The 14,326-nt window shown below is 58.3% G+C and carries 12 protein-coding genes and 1 pseudogene; 9 read left to right on the top strand and 4 right to left on the bottom strand.

Features of this window, described 5'->3' with window-relative positions:
• Positions 1–221: 221 nt before the first annotated feature.
• The 6 genes and pseudogenes from HKW67_RS15315 to HKW67_RS15290 all read left to right on the top strand — a co-directional run bounded on the left by HKW67_RS15315 (position 222) and on the right by HKW67_RS15290 (position 7,961).
• Positions 222–1,473, top strand: a pseudogene (locus HKW67_RS15315) (IS256 family transposase).
• A 138-nt stretch (positions 1,474–1,611) separates the two neighbouring features.
• Complete coding sequence (locus HKW67_RS15310) at positions 1,612–2,826, top strand: hypothetical protein (RefSeq protein WP_171226218.1); 1,215 nt, start codon at positions 1,612–1,614, stop codon at positions 2,824–2,826.
• Between the two features lie 254 nt (positions 2,827–3,080).
• Positions 3,081–3,449 (top strand): hypothetical protein, encoded by a 369-nt coding sequence (locus HKW67_RS15305; RefSeq protein ID WP_171226217.1) that lies wholly within the window; start codon positions 3,081–3,083, stop codon positions 3,447–3,449.
• Complete coding sequence (locus tag HKW67_RS15300) at positions 3,410–3,736, top strand: hypothetical protein (protein ID WP_171226216.1); 327 nt, start codon at positions 3,410–3,412, stop codon at positions 3,734–3,736. The genes HKW67_RS15305 and HKW67_RS15300 overlap by 40 nt, the downstream gene beginning before the upstream one ends.
• Before the next feature lie 406 nt (positions 3,737–4,142).
• The gene (locus tag HKW67_RS15295; RefSeq protein WP_171226215.1) at positions 4,143–5,453 is read left to right on the top strand and encodes a hypothetical protein; all 1,311 of its coding nucleotides are present in this window, start codon (positions 4,143–4,145) and stop codon (positions 5,451–5,453) included.
• A gap of 579 nt (positions 5,454–6,032) precedes the next feature.
• Complete coding sequence (locus HKW67_RS15290; RefSeq protein ID WP_171226214.1) at positions 6,033–7,961, top strand: ATP-dependent nuclease; 1,929 nt, start codon at positions 6,033–6,035, stop codon at positions 7,959–7,961.
• 227 nt (positions 7,962–8,188) lie between these two features.
• Here the strand turns inward: HKW67_RS15290 and HKW67_RS22835 are convergent, their stop codons facing one another.
• The 3 genes from HKW67_RS22835 to HKW67_RS15275 all read right to left on the bottom strand — a co-directional run bounded on the left by HKW67_RS22835 (position 8,189) and on the right by HKW67_RS15275 (position 9,200).
• Positions 8,189–8,401, bottom strand: coding sequence for a hypothetical protein (locus HKW67_RS22835; protein WP_171226213.1), 213 nt, complete (start codon positions 8,399–8,401; stop codon positions 8,189–8,191).
• Between the two features lie 54 nt (positions 8,402–8,455).
• Positions 8,456–8,605: a transposase gene (locus HKW67_RS22830; RefSeq protein WP_171226212.1), complete on the bottom strand. Its 150-nt coding sequence runs from the start codon at positions 8,603–8,605 to the stop codon at positions 8,456–8,458.
• A 340-nt stretch (positions 8,606–8,945) separates the two neighbouring features.
• On the bottom strand, positions 8,946–9,200 hold the full coding sequence (locus HKW67_RS15275) for a hypothetical protein (protein WP_171226211.1): 255 nt from the start codon (positions 9,198–9,200) through the stop codon (positions 8,946–8,948).
• Between the two features lie 254 nt (positions 9,201–9,454).
• Between HKW67_RS15275 and HKW67_RS15270 the strand changes: the two genes are divergently transcribed.
• The 3 genes from HKW67_RS15270 to HKW67_RS15260 all read left to right on the top strand — a co-directional run bounded on the left by HKW67_RS15270 (position 9,455) and on the right by HKW67_RS15260 (position 12,599).
• Positions 9,455–10,447 (top strand): hypothetical protein, encoded by a 993-nt coding sequence (locus tag HKW67_RS15270; protein ID WP_171226210.1) that lies wholly within the window; start codon positions 9,455–9,457, stop codon positions 10,445–10,447.
• 74 nt (positions 10,448–10,521) lie between these two features.
• Positions 10,522–12,309 carry an ATP-binding protein gene (locus tag HKW67_RS15265; protein WP_171226209.1) on the top strand — a complete coding sequence of 596 codons (1,788 nt, stop codon included), beginning with the start codon at positions 10,522–10,524 and terminating at the stop codon, positions 12,307–12,309.
• A 50-nt stretch (positions 12,310–12,359) separates the two neighbouring features.
• Positions 12,360–12,599 carry a hypothetical protein gene (locus HKW67_RS15260; RefSeq protein ID WP_171226208.1) on the top strand — a complete coding sequence of 80 codons (240 nt, stop codon included), beginning with the start codon at positions 12,360–12,362 and terminating at the stop codon, positions 12,597–12,599.
• Positions 12,600–13,300: 701 nt separating this feature from the next.
• On the opposite strand, the gene HKW67_RS15255 is transcribed toward HKW67_RS15260, so the two are convergent.
• Positions 13,301–13,840, bottom strand: coding sequence for a hypothetical protein (locus tag HKW67_RS15255; protein ID WP_171226207.1), 540 nt, complete (start codon positions 13,838–13,840; stop codon positions 13,301–13,303).
• Positions 13,841–14,326 lie beyond the last annotated feature (486 nt).

Here is a 14,326-nt window from a genome sequence, read left to right as displayed (position 1 = left end):
TGGCGATTGCACGGCCGGGAAAACTTCGGTAGGCGCCGCGACGCATCGGAGTAAACAGATACGACGGCCTTCGCTGATTTTTCTTGCGGAGATTAGCACTCGGTCAGATCTTTTGGTTTATGCCGACTATGCTACGAGTCCGACTTTGGGTCGGTCTCGCGAATGGAGGGCCTGTCGGAAATTCTGTGTATGAGTCATAACCTTGTAGGACGGAGGTGGTTATGGCTCGACGGAAACGGGCGGCGGCGGAGCCGCTGCCCGCAGGGCTGACGCCCGAGATTCTCGACCAGTTGGTGGCGGGGGTGCAGACCTCCGCCGACTTCCAGCTGGTCTGGCGGCAGTTGCAGAAGGCGATGGCGGAGCGGGTGCTCAAGGCTGAGCTCACGCATCACTTGGGCTATCCCGAGGGCGGGGAGCGCGGGCCGGATGGCAATGCCCGCAATGGCTTTACCCCGAAGTCGTTGCTGACCGAGAGCGGGTCGATTGCGCTCGACATCCCGCGGGACCGCGACGGCAGTTTTGCGCCCCAGTTTGTGCCCAAGGGCGCCCGCCGCTTGCCGGGCTTCGACGAGACGGTGCTGATGCTGTACGCGCGCGGCTTGAGCACGCGCGAGCTCCAGGCGTTTCTCGAGGAGCGCTATCAGATCCCGGTCTCGCCCGACTTGATCAGCACGATCACGAGCGAGGTGCTGGCCGAAGTCGAGACGTGGCAGCAGCGGCCGCTCGAGTCGACGTACGTGGCCGTCGCCTTCGATGCGCTGCGCGTGAAGATCCGCGACGAAGGCGTCGTGCAAAACAAGGCGGTGTATCTCGCGCTCGGCGTGCAGCTGGATGGCACGAAGGAAGTGCTCGGCTTTTGGATCGCGCAAACCGAGGGCGCCGCCTTCTGGCACCGCGTGTTTCGCGAGCTGCAGGGCCGTGGCGTGGCCGATATCCTGATCGCGCTGATCGATGGCCTGACGGGGCTCCCAGACGCGCTGCAGACGGTGTTTCCGCACACGGTGATTCATCAGTGCATCGTGCATCTCGTGCGTCAAAGCCTCCACTACGTGTCGTGGACCGAGCGGAAGCTCGCGCGCGGCGGCGCTGCGGACGATCTACCACGCGCCCACCGAGGCGGCTGGGCGTCTCGCCTTGCAGCGCTTTGCGGAGAGTCCGCTTGGGCAGCGCCACGCAGCGATCGTCGCCATCTGGGAGCGGCACTGGGAGCGCATCGCGCCGGCCCTCGCCTACCCACTGGAAATCCGCCGCGTGCTCTACACCACGAATGCGATCGAGAGCCTGAACATGCAGATTCGCAAAGTGATCAAGACCCGCGGCCACTTCCCGAGTGATGAAGCGGCCGGCAAGCTGCTCTATCTCGCGCTGCGCAACATCGGCAAGAAGTGGAAGGCCAAGCCCGACAAGTACTGGCGCGCGGCCTTCCCACATCTCAAGCTCCTCTTCGGCGACCGACTCGTGGCGACGTCGTGACCCGATGCTCACGACTCATACACAGAATTCCTGACAGGTCCCGAATGGAGCTTAGATGGCACCGAGCGACATTGAATTCAGCGGTACAGATGTTCGTCGAGTCTATGCAGTTCATGCTCTTCACCTAATGGAGGCTCTATGCAATACCGTACACCGTTTAATTCGGTTTCAATGGTCCGGTTCCTCAAGCTAGTTCTCGTCTCAGCGTTCGCGCATTTTCAACCTGGGGCGCTATTGGTCGCACAGACCGCTCCCAGTCTGCAGGCGCCAGCTCAGCCAGCTGACTCAATCAACATACTCCGCACGAAGCAGAAGTTCTTCTCCGATTCCCTAGCGTTTTACGCGGAGATGAAATCTCGGCTCGAACAAAGGGCAGAGCAGCTCAACAAAGATACGACCACTGCAACTCGGCTCATTCTATCTGCCGTTCAGGACTCGCTCCGAGAAACCAATCGTCGGTACGGGGGCGTGCAAAGTAGGGTCTCTGATCTCGGCTCTCAAATCACCGTCCTCGCGTCCGAGCAGTTGCGTCAGCTCGATAGTGAGAAACGGCGGCTAGGGCTCGCGTTAAACGCGGCGGCGACCGAAACCGACAAGGCGAAAATTCGCATTGAGCAACTTAAAAACGAAAAGTCTGCCGATAGTGCTTTGGCGATCAAGCGCGAGGAAGTTGTCAGAGAACTCGCAAAGCTAAAGGCGAATGTCGCGGGCTGGGAGAATCTCGGTGGAGTCGTTTCGACCGTCAGCCTAACTGCACAGCAGTTGCTGATATTCCCCGAGGCAGACTCCGGTCTGGTCAGCAAAGGGCAGAGCATGTTGCAATGGGTTGGCTTTGGTTCTGCCTTGGCGGGATCGCTTATCGCAGCTCGAGGCAATACAACCTCTGGTTCAGCGATGATTGGCGGCGGTCTCACCGTTTCGGCGCTCATTCAACGAGCATTCGGCTCGAACCCAAAGCTCCGGCAAGTCGCTACCAGAGTCGCTCGAAACGTTGGTTTCACGGATGACGTGAACAGTCTGGCCAACCTGACACCAACATTTCGAGCAGATGCGGAGCGGTTGCGAGGCGAGCTTGATGGGCTAAATGGAAACGATACGCCAACCGAGCAACAACTGAATACGTACTTCAAGCTCGTTTCACAACAGCGCGCGATCTTCGCTATCCTGTCAGCGATTAAGGCGAGAGGCCAGTTTCTCCTGGATTCGTTCGGTGACGACGTCTCCGCAAAGAGCAAAGGCAGCATGAATCGGCTCATTCAGGAAGCGGAGCGTGCGACAAGTCGTTGGTACTCCTACGAACCGGTTCTGCTGCAGCCATATGAGCTTCTGCTGCGACAGAAGCGTGGATTTTAGTGAGTCCAGCCAGTGCCGTCTAACCATCCTAACCGTCTTCCTGCCAAGGGCACGTGAATATCCGGAGTGCGCGAGTAGTGTTACTTGCGCACCCGAGTCGTGTCTGTTCGACGTTATTCGACCTCAGATGGCATTCGCGTGTCATCGGTTCCATCGTCTAATAGCCCTCGGCAATTACACAGTCCTACGAGCCGGAAGGCTAAGATGTTCACGGTCGAAATGCCGCCTGCGGTGTGAGCCGTTACGCGTGGACCATGCGTCATCTGAATGCCACCACGTTCCGAGGCATGATCTTATGGGGCGGACGTGGTACCGGCCCGTCGATGGCGCCGGGCACGTGCAGCGTGAAGATGGCCGCCGGCAGTGCGGCGCCGGTGCAGTACACGTTCGTGGTGAAGCCCGATCCGCGCTCGGAAGCGACGGAAGCCGATCTCGTGGAGCAGACGCGGATGGCGCTGCAGGTGCGCGACCGCATGAGCGACGCGAACAAGGGCGTGATCGAGATCCGTAACCTGAAGGCGGATGTCACCGATCGTACCGCGAAGATGACCGCGAACGCCGCCTTCGCGCCGTTGAGGATTCAGTGTATCAGACGAAGAATCAGTCGGGACAGGACCCGCTGAACTTCCCGATCCGCTTGAACAACCAGTTCTCGAGCTTGCTGAGCTTCGTATCGAGCGGCGAGCGCCGTCCGCCCAAGCAGGCGTACGATGTGCTGGCGGTGTTGAACCCGAAGCTCGACCTGCAGATGGCGCGCATGGAGCGGCTCATCAACGCGGATCTGCCGAAGATCAACGCGATGCTGAAGGCGGCGGGATTGCCAGAGATCACGCGGAGCAAGGTTGAGAAGGGCGGGCCTGGGGCGGCACAGGCGGTGTTTGTGCCGGACGCTGCGGAGTTCGATCGGTAGGGATTTGCGCTGGTGGAAGTGATGACGCCCGGTCGACTTGGACAGTCGACCGGGCGTTGTTGTATGCGGGCGGCGGAATGTGGTGCGTCGGATCGGTCTGGAGAACTACGCTACGCGCCGCGAGGTATGGGACGAAGTGGATTCAACTGTGCTCGTTGATCCTTCTTGCGCAGATAGGAGAGAGTAAGGATCGTGTCGCTTCCTCCGCCCACGCTGCCGGAGCGGCGTTGAGTCGGTCGAGCGAATAGAGGTTAGCATGACATGGTTTTCTCGTGTCTGAGTACCGATGGCGATTCTGATGTCAAAGCCGCAATTTCGGAGTCTTTGTCCACCTTGTCTCTTCCGTGCTGACCGCTGGATCCGCAGGTAGAGCTCCGAACCCCCAGCCGCGAGAATTCATCACCAAATGCCCAACTCACAATGGAGGACCCTTTCTCGCCTTGATGCGGACGCGATTGCGCGTCTACAAACGGTGTGGGAGGAGCGCGGCGCGCACCAGAACCATTCCATCAGTCTGGTAATCGCTGATGGATCCGGAAATAGCACGATCAATTCAAAGTTCAGCGCGATCTTGCAGCACCCTGCATATGAAGTGATCGCACGAGCATCACATCCTGTCTTTCGGTCCGTTTCCCTCACCGTAAATGAAGGCAGACCTTTCTCGCTCAGTATCTCTCGCGAGCCGAACAGCAGTTTCCCTGGTACCGATGCAATCAACGTATCCATCGGCGATGGAATAGCAGTAGAAGACGTAGCCAAAACAATTGGCGCCGCACGCGGCGCGTTTGAGCCGTACGGTGCCGTCGGCGCAGAAAGCTTAGACGTAGCATTGGGCCCAGTGCTCGGCGAGTTCTATCGACGACGCGAAGCCTCTGTAAATCAGATTGAGCAGGCTCTCAGGGAGCTTGTGGCACAATCGGTCGATGCGCGAAGAGAGCTCGATCGCCGCGCTGACGTCGAACGTCAGAATCTTCTTGCTGAAATCGATGCCGAGCGTTTGAAGACGACAGCGATGCTCGATGCGCGCGATAACGAGCTTAGGGAGAAGGATCACGCTCTCTCGGCGCGCGAGGCGACGCTCGACGATCGAACTAACACGCACGCGCGACGAGAAATCCACAAGGAACTTAAGGCGAAGTTTGCCGAACGCGCAGAGTCATTTTCGTTGACCCCAGAGACAGGAGCAAAGCGGGGGGTCGTTCAAACTGCGTTTTGGTTGTTGCTTCTGTTCACACTCGCCGTCGCAACGATCAACATCTGGGAGGCCGTGCGTCTCTTCGATGCAAGCACACAGCCGAATTGGTGGCTGACGACAATTGCGAGTCGCGGACTCATAAGCGCCTTCGCCTTCATCGCGGCAGTCGTCTACTACATAAGATGGGCTGATTCGTGGTCTGAACGACACGCCGCAGAGGAGTTCAAGCTCAAGAGGCTCGAGCTCGACATGGATCGCGCAAGTTGGCTTGTCGAGATGGCTCTTGAGTGGCAGGAAAAGAAGGGCTCGCAGATTCCCCCGGAGCTCGTACTACAGCTGTCGAGAAATCTCTTTTCGGTGGAGTCAGACAACGCGCGCGTCCAACATCCCGCAGAGGATATCGCGGCTGCAGTACTCGGTTCAGCGTCTAGTCTTCGTATTGCGTTGCCCGGAGGTGAGGCGACCTTCGACAGGAAGGCGCTCCGTCACATCTCAGAGCCTGCCAAGGCGAAGGGCGACTAGTCCTGATACATGGACGCATGCTAGCCTTGCATTACTCTTGACAGGGCCATTGCGGAGTGCTCCCTGTTCGCGTTTTGTGAAGGGCCCCGCAAGAGAACGCGAGCGTCAGGCCGCTCGGCCGCCCACAGTGTTTCTAAGCGCGCGATAGGCTGGCCAGCGAATGCGCAAGCGCTCACGGCGCGATCGAACATGGAATAAGCTTGGCTGCGACACTAGCAACGCAATCACTTCTCTCGCAAGGAGCGCCGCACATTGCAGGTTTATCGCGATTTGAATGGAGATTCAGGCGTAGACGCGTACGAGACTGGCGATGACTTCATCCGTGTGCAGTTTAGTAAAGGATCAGTCTATCTGTACACGGATGCCAGCGCTGGTAGGGAGCATATCGAAGCGATGAAGGAGCTCGCTGCGCGAGGAGAAGGATTGAATACGTACATCAACAAGTATGTGCGCAAGTTATTCGCAAGGAACGAGAAGTAGCCTCACCGGTTGGCGCGGCGAAGCAATCCGCGCCACTGCCTGCTGCGATTGGAATCCACCTGACCTGCTCGACACCCCGCGACTCTTCACCAATAGGCAATGCGCATCTCTGCCATCCGAATCCGCCATTTCCGTTCGATTGAAGAGCTAGATATTCCTTGCAGTGACTTAACGGCGCTCGTCGGTCGCAATGGGGCGGGAAAGTCTTGCATTCTGCGTGCGCTCGAGGCCTTTTACAGCGGAGGTCAAGGTATATCGGGGAGCGACTTTCACCACAATGACACGTCTTCACCGATTGCTATCGGGGTTACGTACGAGGGCTTGCCAGCCGAAGCCCAATCGTTGTTCGGCCCGTATATGGTCGGCGGCCAACTGCAGGTCGATGTAGTGATTGTTGCGGATGCGGGACGCACTACGGCGAAGTATCACGGATCGCGTCTAGTGCGGGCGGCATTCGGCGGCTTTCGACGCGCCGAGTCAGCGACAGACCGTAAGACCGCCTACAACGCGCTCCGATCAACAGCGGACTTTTCCGAACTACCGGCTTGGCAGAACCAAGCTCAAGGCGCCCAAGCACTCGAAGACTGGGAGGCGGCTCATCCAGAATCGCTGGAGAGAGACCGTGACGATGGTCAGTTCTTCGGATTCAAGGGAGTTGGTCAAGGCTACCTTGGTCGCTTCACGAGACTTCTGTCGATTCCGGCTGTTCGTGACGCTGGTCAGTTTGCAGTTGAAGGGCGTGGATCACCGCTCACGCAGCTGATTGATCTCTTGGTCAGGTCGACACTCGGAAACCGGGCTGATATCACGGCCTTTAGAGCTGACATGCAGCAGAAGTACGCCGATCTGCTATCGCCCGACGCAGTGCCGGAGCTCAATACTCTTCAAGCTGATCTCGCTCAGACGTTGGCATCCTTTGCTCCCAACACGGGGCTTGCGCTGCGGTGGAAGGCACTAGGAACCTTGGAGGTTCCTCTGCCAACCGCAGACGTCGCGCTCGTCGAAGATGCCTTCGAGGCGCCCGTTGACAAAGTTGGACACGGTCTGCAGCGCGCTTTCGTTCTTTCGGTCTTACAGAAGCTTGCCGTGTCCGCAGTCGCTGCAGACGAAGGGGGCCAGACGGACCCTTCACTGGTGATCGCGTTCGAGGAGCCGGAACTCTACCAGCACCCAAGTCGTCAGCGGCACATCGCCGAAATGCTCCGCCGGCTCGCGCATGGCGCCGGAGGAAGTTCTGCGCACGGCGCCCAGATTCTGTACTCAACACATTCGCCACTCCTTGTTGGAATTGATCGATTCGATGACGTGCGGGTCCTGAGGAAGAAGGCGTCGTCGAGTGAGCCCGCTCGGTCGAGAACCATTTTGGCACGAGCAGATGCTTCGGACGTCGCGCAGCGTATGTGGGTGGCATTCGGTAGCAGTGGATCTCCATTCACAGCGGCTGGCGAACGAGCGCGAATGGCGGCGTTGATGACGCCGATTGTCAACGAGGGCTTCTTCGCCGATTGCGTGGTTCTGGTTGAAGGCGAGAGCGATCGCGCCGCAATACTGGCGCAAGCGGCCCGAGTCGGCTTTTCACTCGATGCGGCAGGATGCGCAGTCGTGCCTTGTATCGGCAAATCAGGAATGCTCCGCCCGTATGCTGTGTTCAGCTCAATCGGGATTCCCATCTACGCCGTCTGGGATGGAGATCAAGGGAAATCTGGCGCGAGCGCGGAGGACAACCTTCGATTGCAGCGGCTTCTCGGTATCCCCGAAGTTGACTGGCCTCCGTTCACTGTGGCGGAGACATACGCCTGCTATCCGAAGAATATGGAGGAATCCCTGAAAGCCGACATCGGTGCGGAGCTGTTCCAAAACTGCATCGACGCCGCCTTGCAGGAGTTTGGACTGTCCAAGAGAGCAGACGGCATGAAGAACCCGCTTGTCGTTCAGAGGCTTCTCGAGAGTGCGGCCGCAGCCGGGATCGTCCCGTCATGTCTCTCGAGCATTGTTGGAGCAATCCGGGTCATGGCGAACGCGGCCTGACCGTCCTAACACGTTTCGTGTCAAGGGCACGCGAGTGTGCTTGGTGCGTGAGTAGTGTTGTTCGCGCACCAGCGTTGTTTAATAATCTGCCATGGCACGGCGCGTGTCATCGATTTGCTCGTCCACATGCGCGCGGCGATCACACAGTCCTACGAGCCCGTGGGCTCAGATGTTCACGGTCGACATGCCGCCTCCCCAATCGTTTCGGAGGTCCTCAAGGGCATCAGTTAGGCGGGCGGGTCTGGCAGGCGGGGCCACGTGGAGCGCTCCGTGGTGGCTACGGGGTGTCCATGGAATTGCTTGTTGAAGGGTTCGCCTTTCGACAGCATCGCGTAGACGATCGCGGCAAGTTCCTTCACAATCAACGCGCGGGCAATCGGCTTGCCTTTGCGCCGCTTCCAGTGCTGAAACTCGGCCTTCACCTCTGGGAAATACTGCATCGCGCGGATCGCGGCGTGGTGAAACGCGAGCTTGCGATAGCGATTGCCGTCGCGTCAGCGCCAGTGCCGAGTCTTGCCACCGGAGTCGTGGGAGCCAGGCACGAAGCGGCAAATAGGAAGGGAATGACGGACGCTGGGAAAGCGCGTGATACCATCGATCTCGGGCGGCAGGGGGTACGCGACGATCTTGCCGATACCATTCACACTCGCAAGGCGCTGCGCTTCCGGCGTCGCCAGGACGCAATAGCGGAGTTCGTGATCGAGGCGGCAAATCTGCGTCTTGAGCAGTGTGTGTTGTGCCTCGTGTAGCTCCGCGTGCGGGCGCGGCAGCTCCGGCAGTGCGGCAGCCAGCGCCGCGTTGCTCGAGCATCGCCCCGATAGCTCGCTGGCATTCCAGGCGCCGACTCACCAGCAGTAACCGCGCCCGCAAAAGGATGCGCACTTCGCGGGTCCCCACGCGAATCATGTGCGCCTCCGGAATTAGTTGCACGCGCAGTAGCTGCGCCACCGTGGCGGCATCCATGGCATCGGTCTTCACCTTCGCTTAGCTGATCGCCTTGAGATCCTTCGCGTGGGCAAGGCGTAGGTCAATGCTCTGTGGGACGAGCAGATCCGGCACCCAGTACCACATGCTGGTGCACTCACAGACGGCTCGGTGCGGGCCGTCGAGGGTCGCAAAGTAGGCGGTGACCGCCGCACGATTCGTCGGTAGGTCAGCCATCCGCACCACGATGCCAGCGGCATCGATGGTTTGAATGACCATGGTCCGCTTGTGGAGATCGATACCGGAGTAAAACATCTCGGATGCCTCCGAAGGAGCTGGGTTCGACGAGTATCTCGCCGCCGGGTCTCGTTGGGAATATTATTGCGTTGCTGCAGGCAAGCGCTGCGAAGATCCGCATAGCGATCGCGGGGCGTTCGCGGTAGCCTCAAGGACGGTGCGAAGGCCCCGCTGGTGTCCGTGTGGGCGTCTGCCGCAGGACGCGAGCGTTAGGAGGCCCCTAGCGTGATCGGAATTTTCAGTCAAACAGGGTCCGTCATCGTGCTCATCGAATGATTCAGTTTCTCGCGGACGGGATCGATCAGCTTGATCTAGCTCTGGATCAACTCGCGGTGCAGGATCGAAACTTTGATCGCTTTGCGTTGATGCTTATCGACAATGTTGTAGAACTGACACTTCATCGATTCGCAGAGGATCGGGCGTCGGAAAACGGTCTCTGGACTACGCTTGGCAAACCGAAGTACGACCAGCGGGTCGTTGATGAAGCACTGGGTCAGAACTTCGCCGACAAAATTCGACTGGCGGTTAAGCTCGCCCTGTTAAGCACTGTTGCCGGCGAATCCATTCTTTATCTCCACGCGTTCCGCAACACCGCGTATCATCGAGGGCTACGACATGAGGGCATACTTCATTCACTTACCCTCTTCTACCTCACGATCACGTGCGAGTTACTGAAAGCCTACAAGCCGCGGTTCTGGATCCTGAGTACGTCGGATGTCCTGTCGCATCGCGCGCGAAAATATCTTGGTGAACTCTCCGGAGGTCATCCTGAAGAGCGCTTCAACGCGGCATATCAGCGACTCTTCGATGTAGCCGCGTCGATGAAAGTCAACTTAATCTCCGATCTAGCAGCGGACATGGAGTCAACCGTCCAGCGGGCCGATGACACGATTCAATTCCTTGCGGACGACGCTCCTGAGAGTACGTCGCGTGAGGGCGCAGTCCTCCGCGTCCAAGTTTGGAAGTTGGCGGCTTCGGAGCAAGGTAGGTCGTATGCGAAGGAGAACGGCAGCCGCGCAAGCAATGTCTTCCAGCTTGTCGAGTGGCTGAGCAAAAACTACAACTGGCCAGTGAAGAATGACCCCATTCCAAGCTGGCGCAAGCGAGTTAGGCGGCTACGAGACGAGCGCGATCCACATAAAGCGCTTAAGAAGTACTGTGATTTCATGCGGCAGACTGATGAGATTCGAAGGATCCTGCACGCTGCTGCAGCGGAGCTTGATGACCACATCGAATCAGCGATCGATCACGCACGCCGTAAGTAAAGGATTGGAAACCGTGCGTTTGAGTACTATCGTTGCGCGGCTGCAGACGTTAAGAAAACCAACCAATCGCGATCATGACTGGACTTCAAGCAGAGTTCTCCTTCTCGCCACGAATCCTCGAGCACTTGGGAATCGCGGCATACAATAGCGTACAAAAGTGCCTAGCAGAGCTAGTCGCGAACGCCTATGACGCGGACGCTTCGCACGTCGTCATCGAACTCCCTGACGTATTGGACGACAGTAGCACCATCTCTATCGCCGATGACGGAGTCGGCATGACCGCGGCCGCGCTGACGAAGAAGTTTTTGCACGTCGGTAGGAATCGACGTGCCGATGGTGAGCGAACCGCGAAGCAGCGGCTCGTGATCGGGAGTAAGGGAATAGGTAAGCTCGCGGGTTTTGGAATTGCTTCGCGTGTCCGACTTACGACGCGTAGCGATGGACTGCAGTCGGCGATCACTATCGATAAGAGCGCATTGGACAACGTTCAATCGCTCGTCGGCCACAAGATTGACGTAGTTCAGACCCCTTCCGAACTCGCTCCTGGCACGAAGATCGAGCTAATCCAGCTACATGCTGGCCTTAAGATGCCGAGCGCTGACAGTCTCCGAAGACATCTGTACCGTAGCATGCCAATGGGTCCCGGCTTTTCGGTCACCGTGAACGGAGTCGAATGTACAGCCGAAGAGGTCCTTGGAGATCGAACAGATTTCGCTGAGCAAGTGCCCGGAGTTGGCCAAGTAACCGGGTTTTACGTGCTCGCATCCACGCGCCAAAAGAGACCAGGATTGTCGGTTCGCGTCCGTGGCCGCATCGTCCAAGCGCCTTCGCTATTCAGCCTCGACACGCGCGCACACGGCTTCTTCACCGCAGAGAAGATTGTCGGCGAAATTCGTGCGGAATTCTTGGATCCAGAAGACCCAGGCCAGGATCGGCAGGACTTGATCAAGACCTCGCGTGACGGTTTTCTTGAGGACTCAGAAACGGTTCGTGCGTTCTATGACTGGGCGGGGACGTTCGTTCGAAAAGTGATTCAGGGCGCGGACGAAGGCGAAACTAAGAAGCGAACTGACACGCTCATGTCGTCGCCGGAAGTAAAGGCGCGGCTGGAAAAGCTTCCGCCGCATGTGCGGGGGACGGCGTCAACAGTGGTCCGCGGCATTATCGCGAAGCTAAAGACCGCATCGGAGGAGGACGCGAAGAGCCTGATCGAGTGGGTTCTGCGCTACTACGAGTCGTCCGTGCTCAAAGAGCTGATGAATGCAATTGCCGCCGCGGACGTTCACGAAGCGGAGAAGCTAGCGGCGCTAGTGAGTGAATGGGGGCTGACCCAACTAACGAGCGTTGCCAGCATAGTGCAAACGCAGATAAACATCATCACGCGCCTTGAGGAACTCGTGTCCTCAGATAAGGCGTATGAGATCGATTTGCACAAGCTTGTTGAAGCCAATCTGTGGCTCGTCAAGGAGGGGCTGGAGCTGTGGTCATCGGACAAGCCGCTGAGGGTAGTCCTCGACGGAAAGATCGATCAGCTCTACGCTGACAAGTCAGATCTTCGTCCTGATTTGATTTGCCGGTCTCGCGACGAAGGGCATCAGGCGACAATCATTGAGTTCAAACGTCCGAAAGAGAAGATACGGATGGAGCACGTCACGCAGGCTCTCGGTTATGAGGGTCTGCTGAAGGCGCACCGGCCGAACCTTAACTTCACCACGTATGTAGTAGGGCGCGAGTACGATTCTGAGGTTCTAGCAATTCGCGAAAAACAAGCGAACGCGGGCCTTCACCTGTGGTCTTTCGGCGAGATTCTGCAGCGTGCCCGAGCGCGATTCGAACGCATTCTAGACATCCTAGGTCGCTAACCGATAGCGAAAGGTTTGCACGTCACGGGGGCTTCGTCGCCGTCGTATAGTTGGACGCTCGCAAGTACACCGTCACCAGTTCGGCGGCGGTCGACGACGCGACGCGACCCTACTTCGACTTTCTACGCGTCCGTCGCCAACGCTGTGTCGGGTTGCTCGCGGTAACTCTTCACCGCCTCGGCGGCGCGGTGTGCTCGATCGACCTCGATAATCTACGCGAACGCGTGGTGCGGCCGGCCGTGAACGACTCGACGATCAACCCACTGTTTCGCGATTCGATTGCGCACTAGAACGTCGTGACGCTGGCGAGTCGCGTGCGAAATCGGCAGACGTTGCCTTCGCCGGATTCAAACGGAAGGAACTGAAGGGATTCGGCTCGACTGGCGGCCAAGATCAACCCAGACAAGTCGCCAGAATTCTGCGACAAACACGGGCGGCGGAACGCACGATTCGGTACACGCCATCATGGATTTGTCGCGGATCGACGACGGTGGCCGCCGAATCGGGCGACCACACTGTGAAGATCATCGAACTTGCAGCGTCGAGCAGCGGATCGAGTTGAGGCGTTTGTCGACGGCCCTGCCCAGTTCATCCCTAAGGAAGCAAGGAGTCCGGTGTCACTCCCGTCCAGTACGAGGATGCCAGTTTAGTGCAGTTCTTGGAGCAGTCGATGCACGCCCGACCGCAGCTACAACCCTTTGTGCACTTGTCGCCACTCGGTCCTGTCGTGTCGCCGCACGCGCTCGTCACCAGAGCAAAGCTACTGGTCAAAAGCAGTACGGGGATAATCGAAATCAAGCGAAACATTCGGCGCATGGCAAAGTACCCGTTTCGAAAAGTGGGTTTCTGTACTGCGGAGTCGGCGTAGGCTTGGGTTCGTTGCAGCAGACCGTGCGCGTGACGGGGCGGGCGCATTCGTAGACGGAGCGTGCGCGGGCCACGCTATGAAGCAGAAAGCGAACAGCCTATCTGATCCCAACGATACAATTTATCAAGGCCATCCGCTCGAATCGACGAGCATGGATGACTCAATAGGCGGCTGGGCATCCGACTCAAGCGATTGTTCCGTGAGAGTGATCTCCTCGACGTCGAGCGCCGCGACGCGAAAGAGATAGATGCCGATGATCTCCCCAGATATCGCCTCTTGTTGTCCACTTGCGAGAAACTTGTCACGAGACTCGCTACCCGTCGCGCGAAAAACGTAGCCAACGTGCTCAAGCCGCCATCCCTCACGCTCGATCAAGTCAATGGTGCTCCCATGATTGGCGCCTGTGCTGTTTGTGAGCGCACCAACCATGGGAACAACGGCTGCGGTAGTCGTACTGAGGGGTAGATCGATTTGAAACACCCGTTCGCCCGCCGCCCGCGCAAGCCGCGCTCGGCCGGGAGGGGTCGAGGCAAGAATTGCGCGGCTTCGCTCAACCGCGCGACGAACATCATTCTCAGCGCTCTTTGCGTCGTGCGCGGCGGCGCCCTCGATGATCTTGTCCCAGAGCCCCAATGTTAATTCTCCAAGTATGCGTTCTCGCATCGCGCTTCGTTCTCCATTCAGCGGATGCGCGAGGTCAAGGTTCGGCTTCTATTTTCGCCGACTACAAACGAACCTGGCGAGATCGCTTTTGCTCGATCCCCGTACGAGCTCAAACCACTCTGTAGGCTTCCGCACAATGCTCTCAGCAGACGTCTCACTGTATCCGAGTTCGCGCATTCGCATGGTGCGGCAGTTTGTTTCTGTTCTGGTGTATCCGACGCCAGAAGGCCCCACGCGCTTGTGAAGTGCTACGACTATTTCGCCACGACGGGAGGAGGAAATGAGGTAGTAATTCCCTGGATCGCCACCGACGCTTCTTGGGATGAGGATCGGTTGCTGTCCGGACGACGCGCTCTGCGCAATCGATGTTCGCGTTACAGTCGTCGGTGGATAAGTCCGCGGAGCGTTCGATCTGCGGAGTGTACCTCCGGCCTCGCTGAAGCTCACAACTGCGAATAGAAACAAAAGTTCTGTACGGTGCATGAT

This window comes from Gemmatimonas groenlandica, assembly GCF_013004105.1.
GTDB lineage: Bacteria > Gemmatimonadota > Gemmatimonadetes > Gemmatimonadales > Gemmatimonadaceae > Gemmatimonas > Gemmatimonas groenlandica.
This window is presented reverse-complemented; position numbering and strand designations above follow the sequence as displayed.

What these genes read in the sequence shown, in the direction of transcription:
- HKW67_RS15310 (WP_171226218.1), top strand. Translation starts at nt 1,612, where the DNA reads ATGCAATACCGTACACCGTTTAATTCGGTTTCAATGGTCCGGTTCCTC.
- HKW67_RS15305 (WP_171226217.1), top strand. Translation starts at nt 3,081, where the DNA reads ATGCGTCATCTGAATGCCACCACGTTCCGAGGCATGATCTTATGGGGC.
- HKW67_RS15295 (WP_171226215.1), top strand. Translation starts at nt 4,143, where the DNA reads ATGCCCAACTCACAATGGAGGACCCTTTCTCGCCTTGATGCGGACGCG.
- HKW67_RS15290 (WP_171226214.1), top strand. Translation starts at nt 6,033, where the DNA reads ATGCGCATCTCTGCCATCCGAATCCGCCATTTCCGTTCGATTGAAGAG.
- HKW67_RS22835 (WP_171226213.1), bottom strand. Translation starts at nt 8,401, where the DNA reads ATGCAGTATTTCCCAGAGGTGAAGGCCGAGTTTCAGCACTGGAAGCGG.
- HKW67_RS15275 (WP_171226211.1), bottom strand. Translation starts at nt 9,200, where the DNA reads ATGTTTTACTCCGGTATCGATCTCCACAAGCGGACCATGGTCATTCAA.
- HKW67_RS15270 (WP_171226210.1), top strand. Translation starts at nt 9,455, where the DNA reads ATGATTCAGTTTCTCGCGGACGGGATCGATCAGCTTGATCTAGCTCTG.
- HKW67_RS15265 (WP_171226209.1), top strand. Translation starts at nt 10,522, where the DNA reads ATGACTGGACTTCAAGCAGAGTTCTCCTTCTCGCCACGAATCCTCGAG.
- HKW67_RS15255 (WP_171226207.1), bottom strand. Translation starts at nt 13,840, where the DNA reads ATGCGAGAACGCATACTTGGAGAATTAACATTGGGGCTCTGGGACAAG.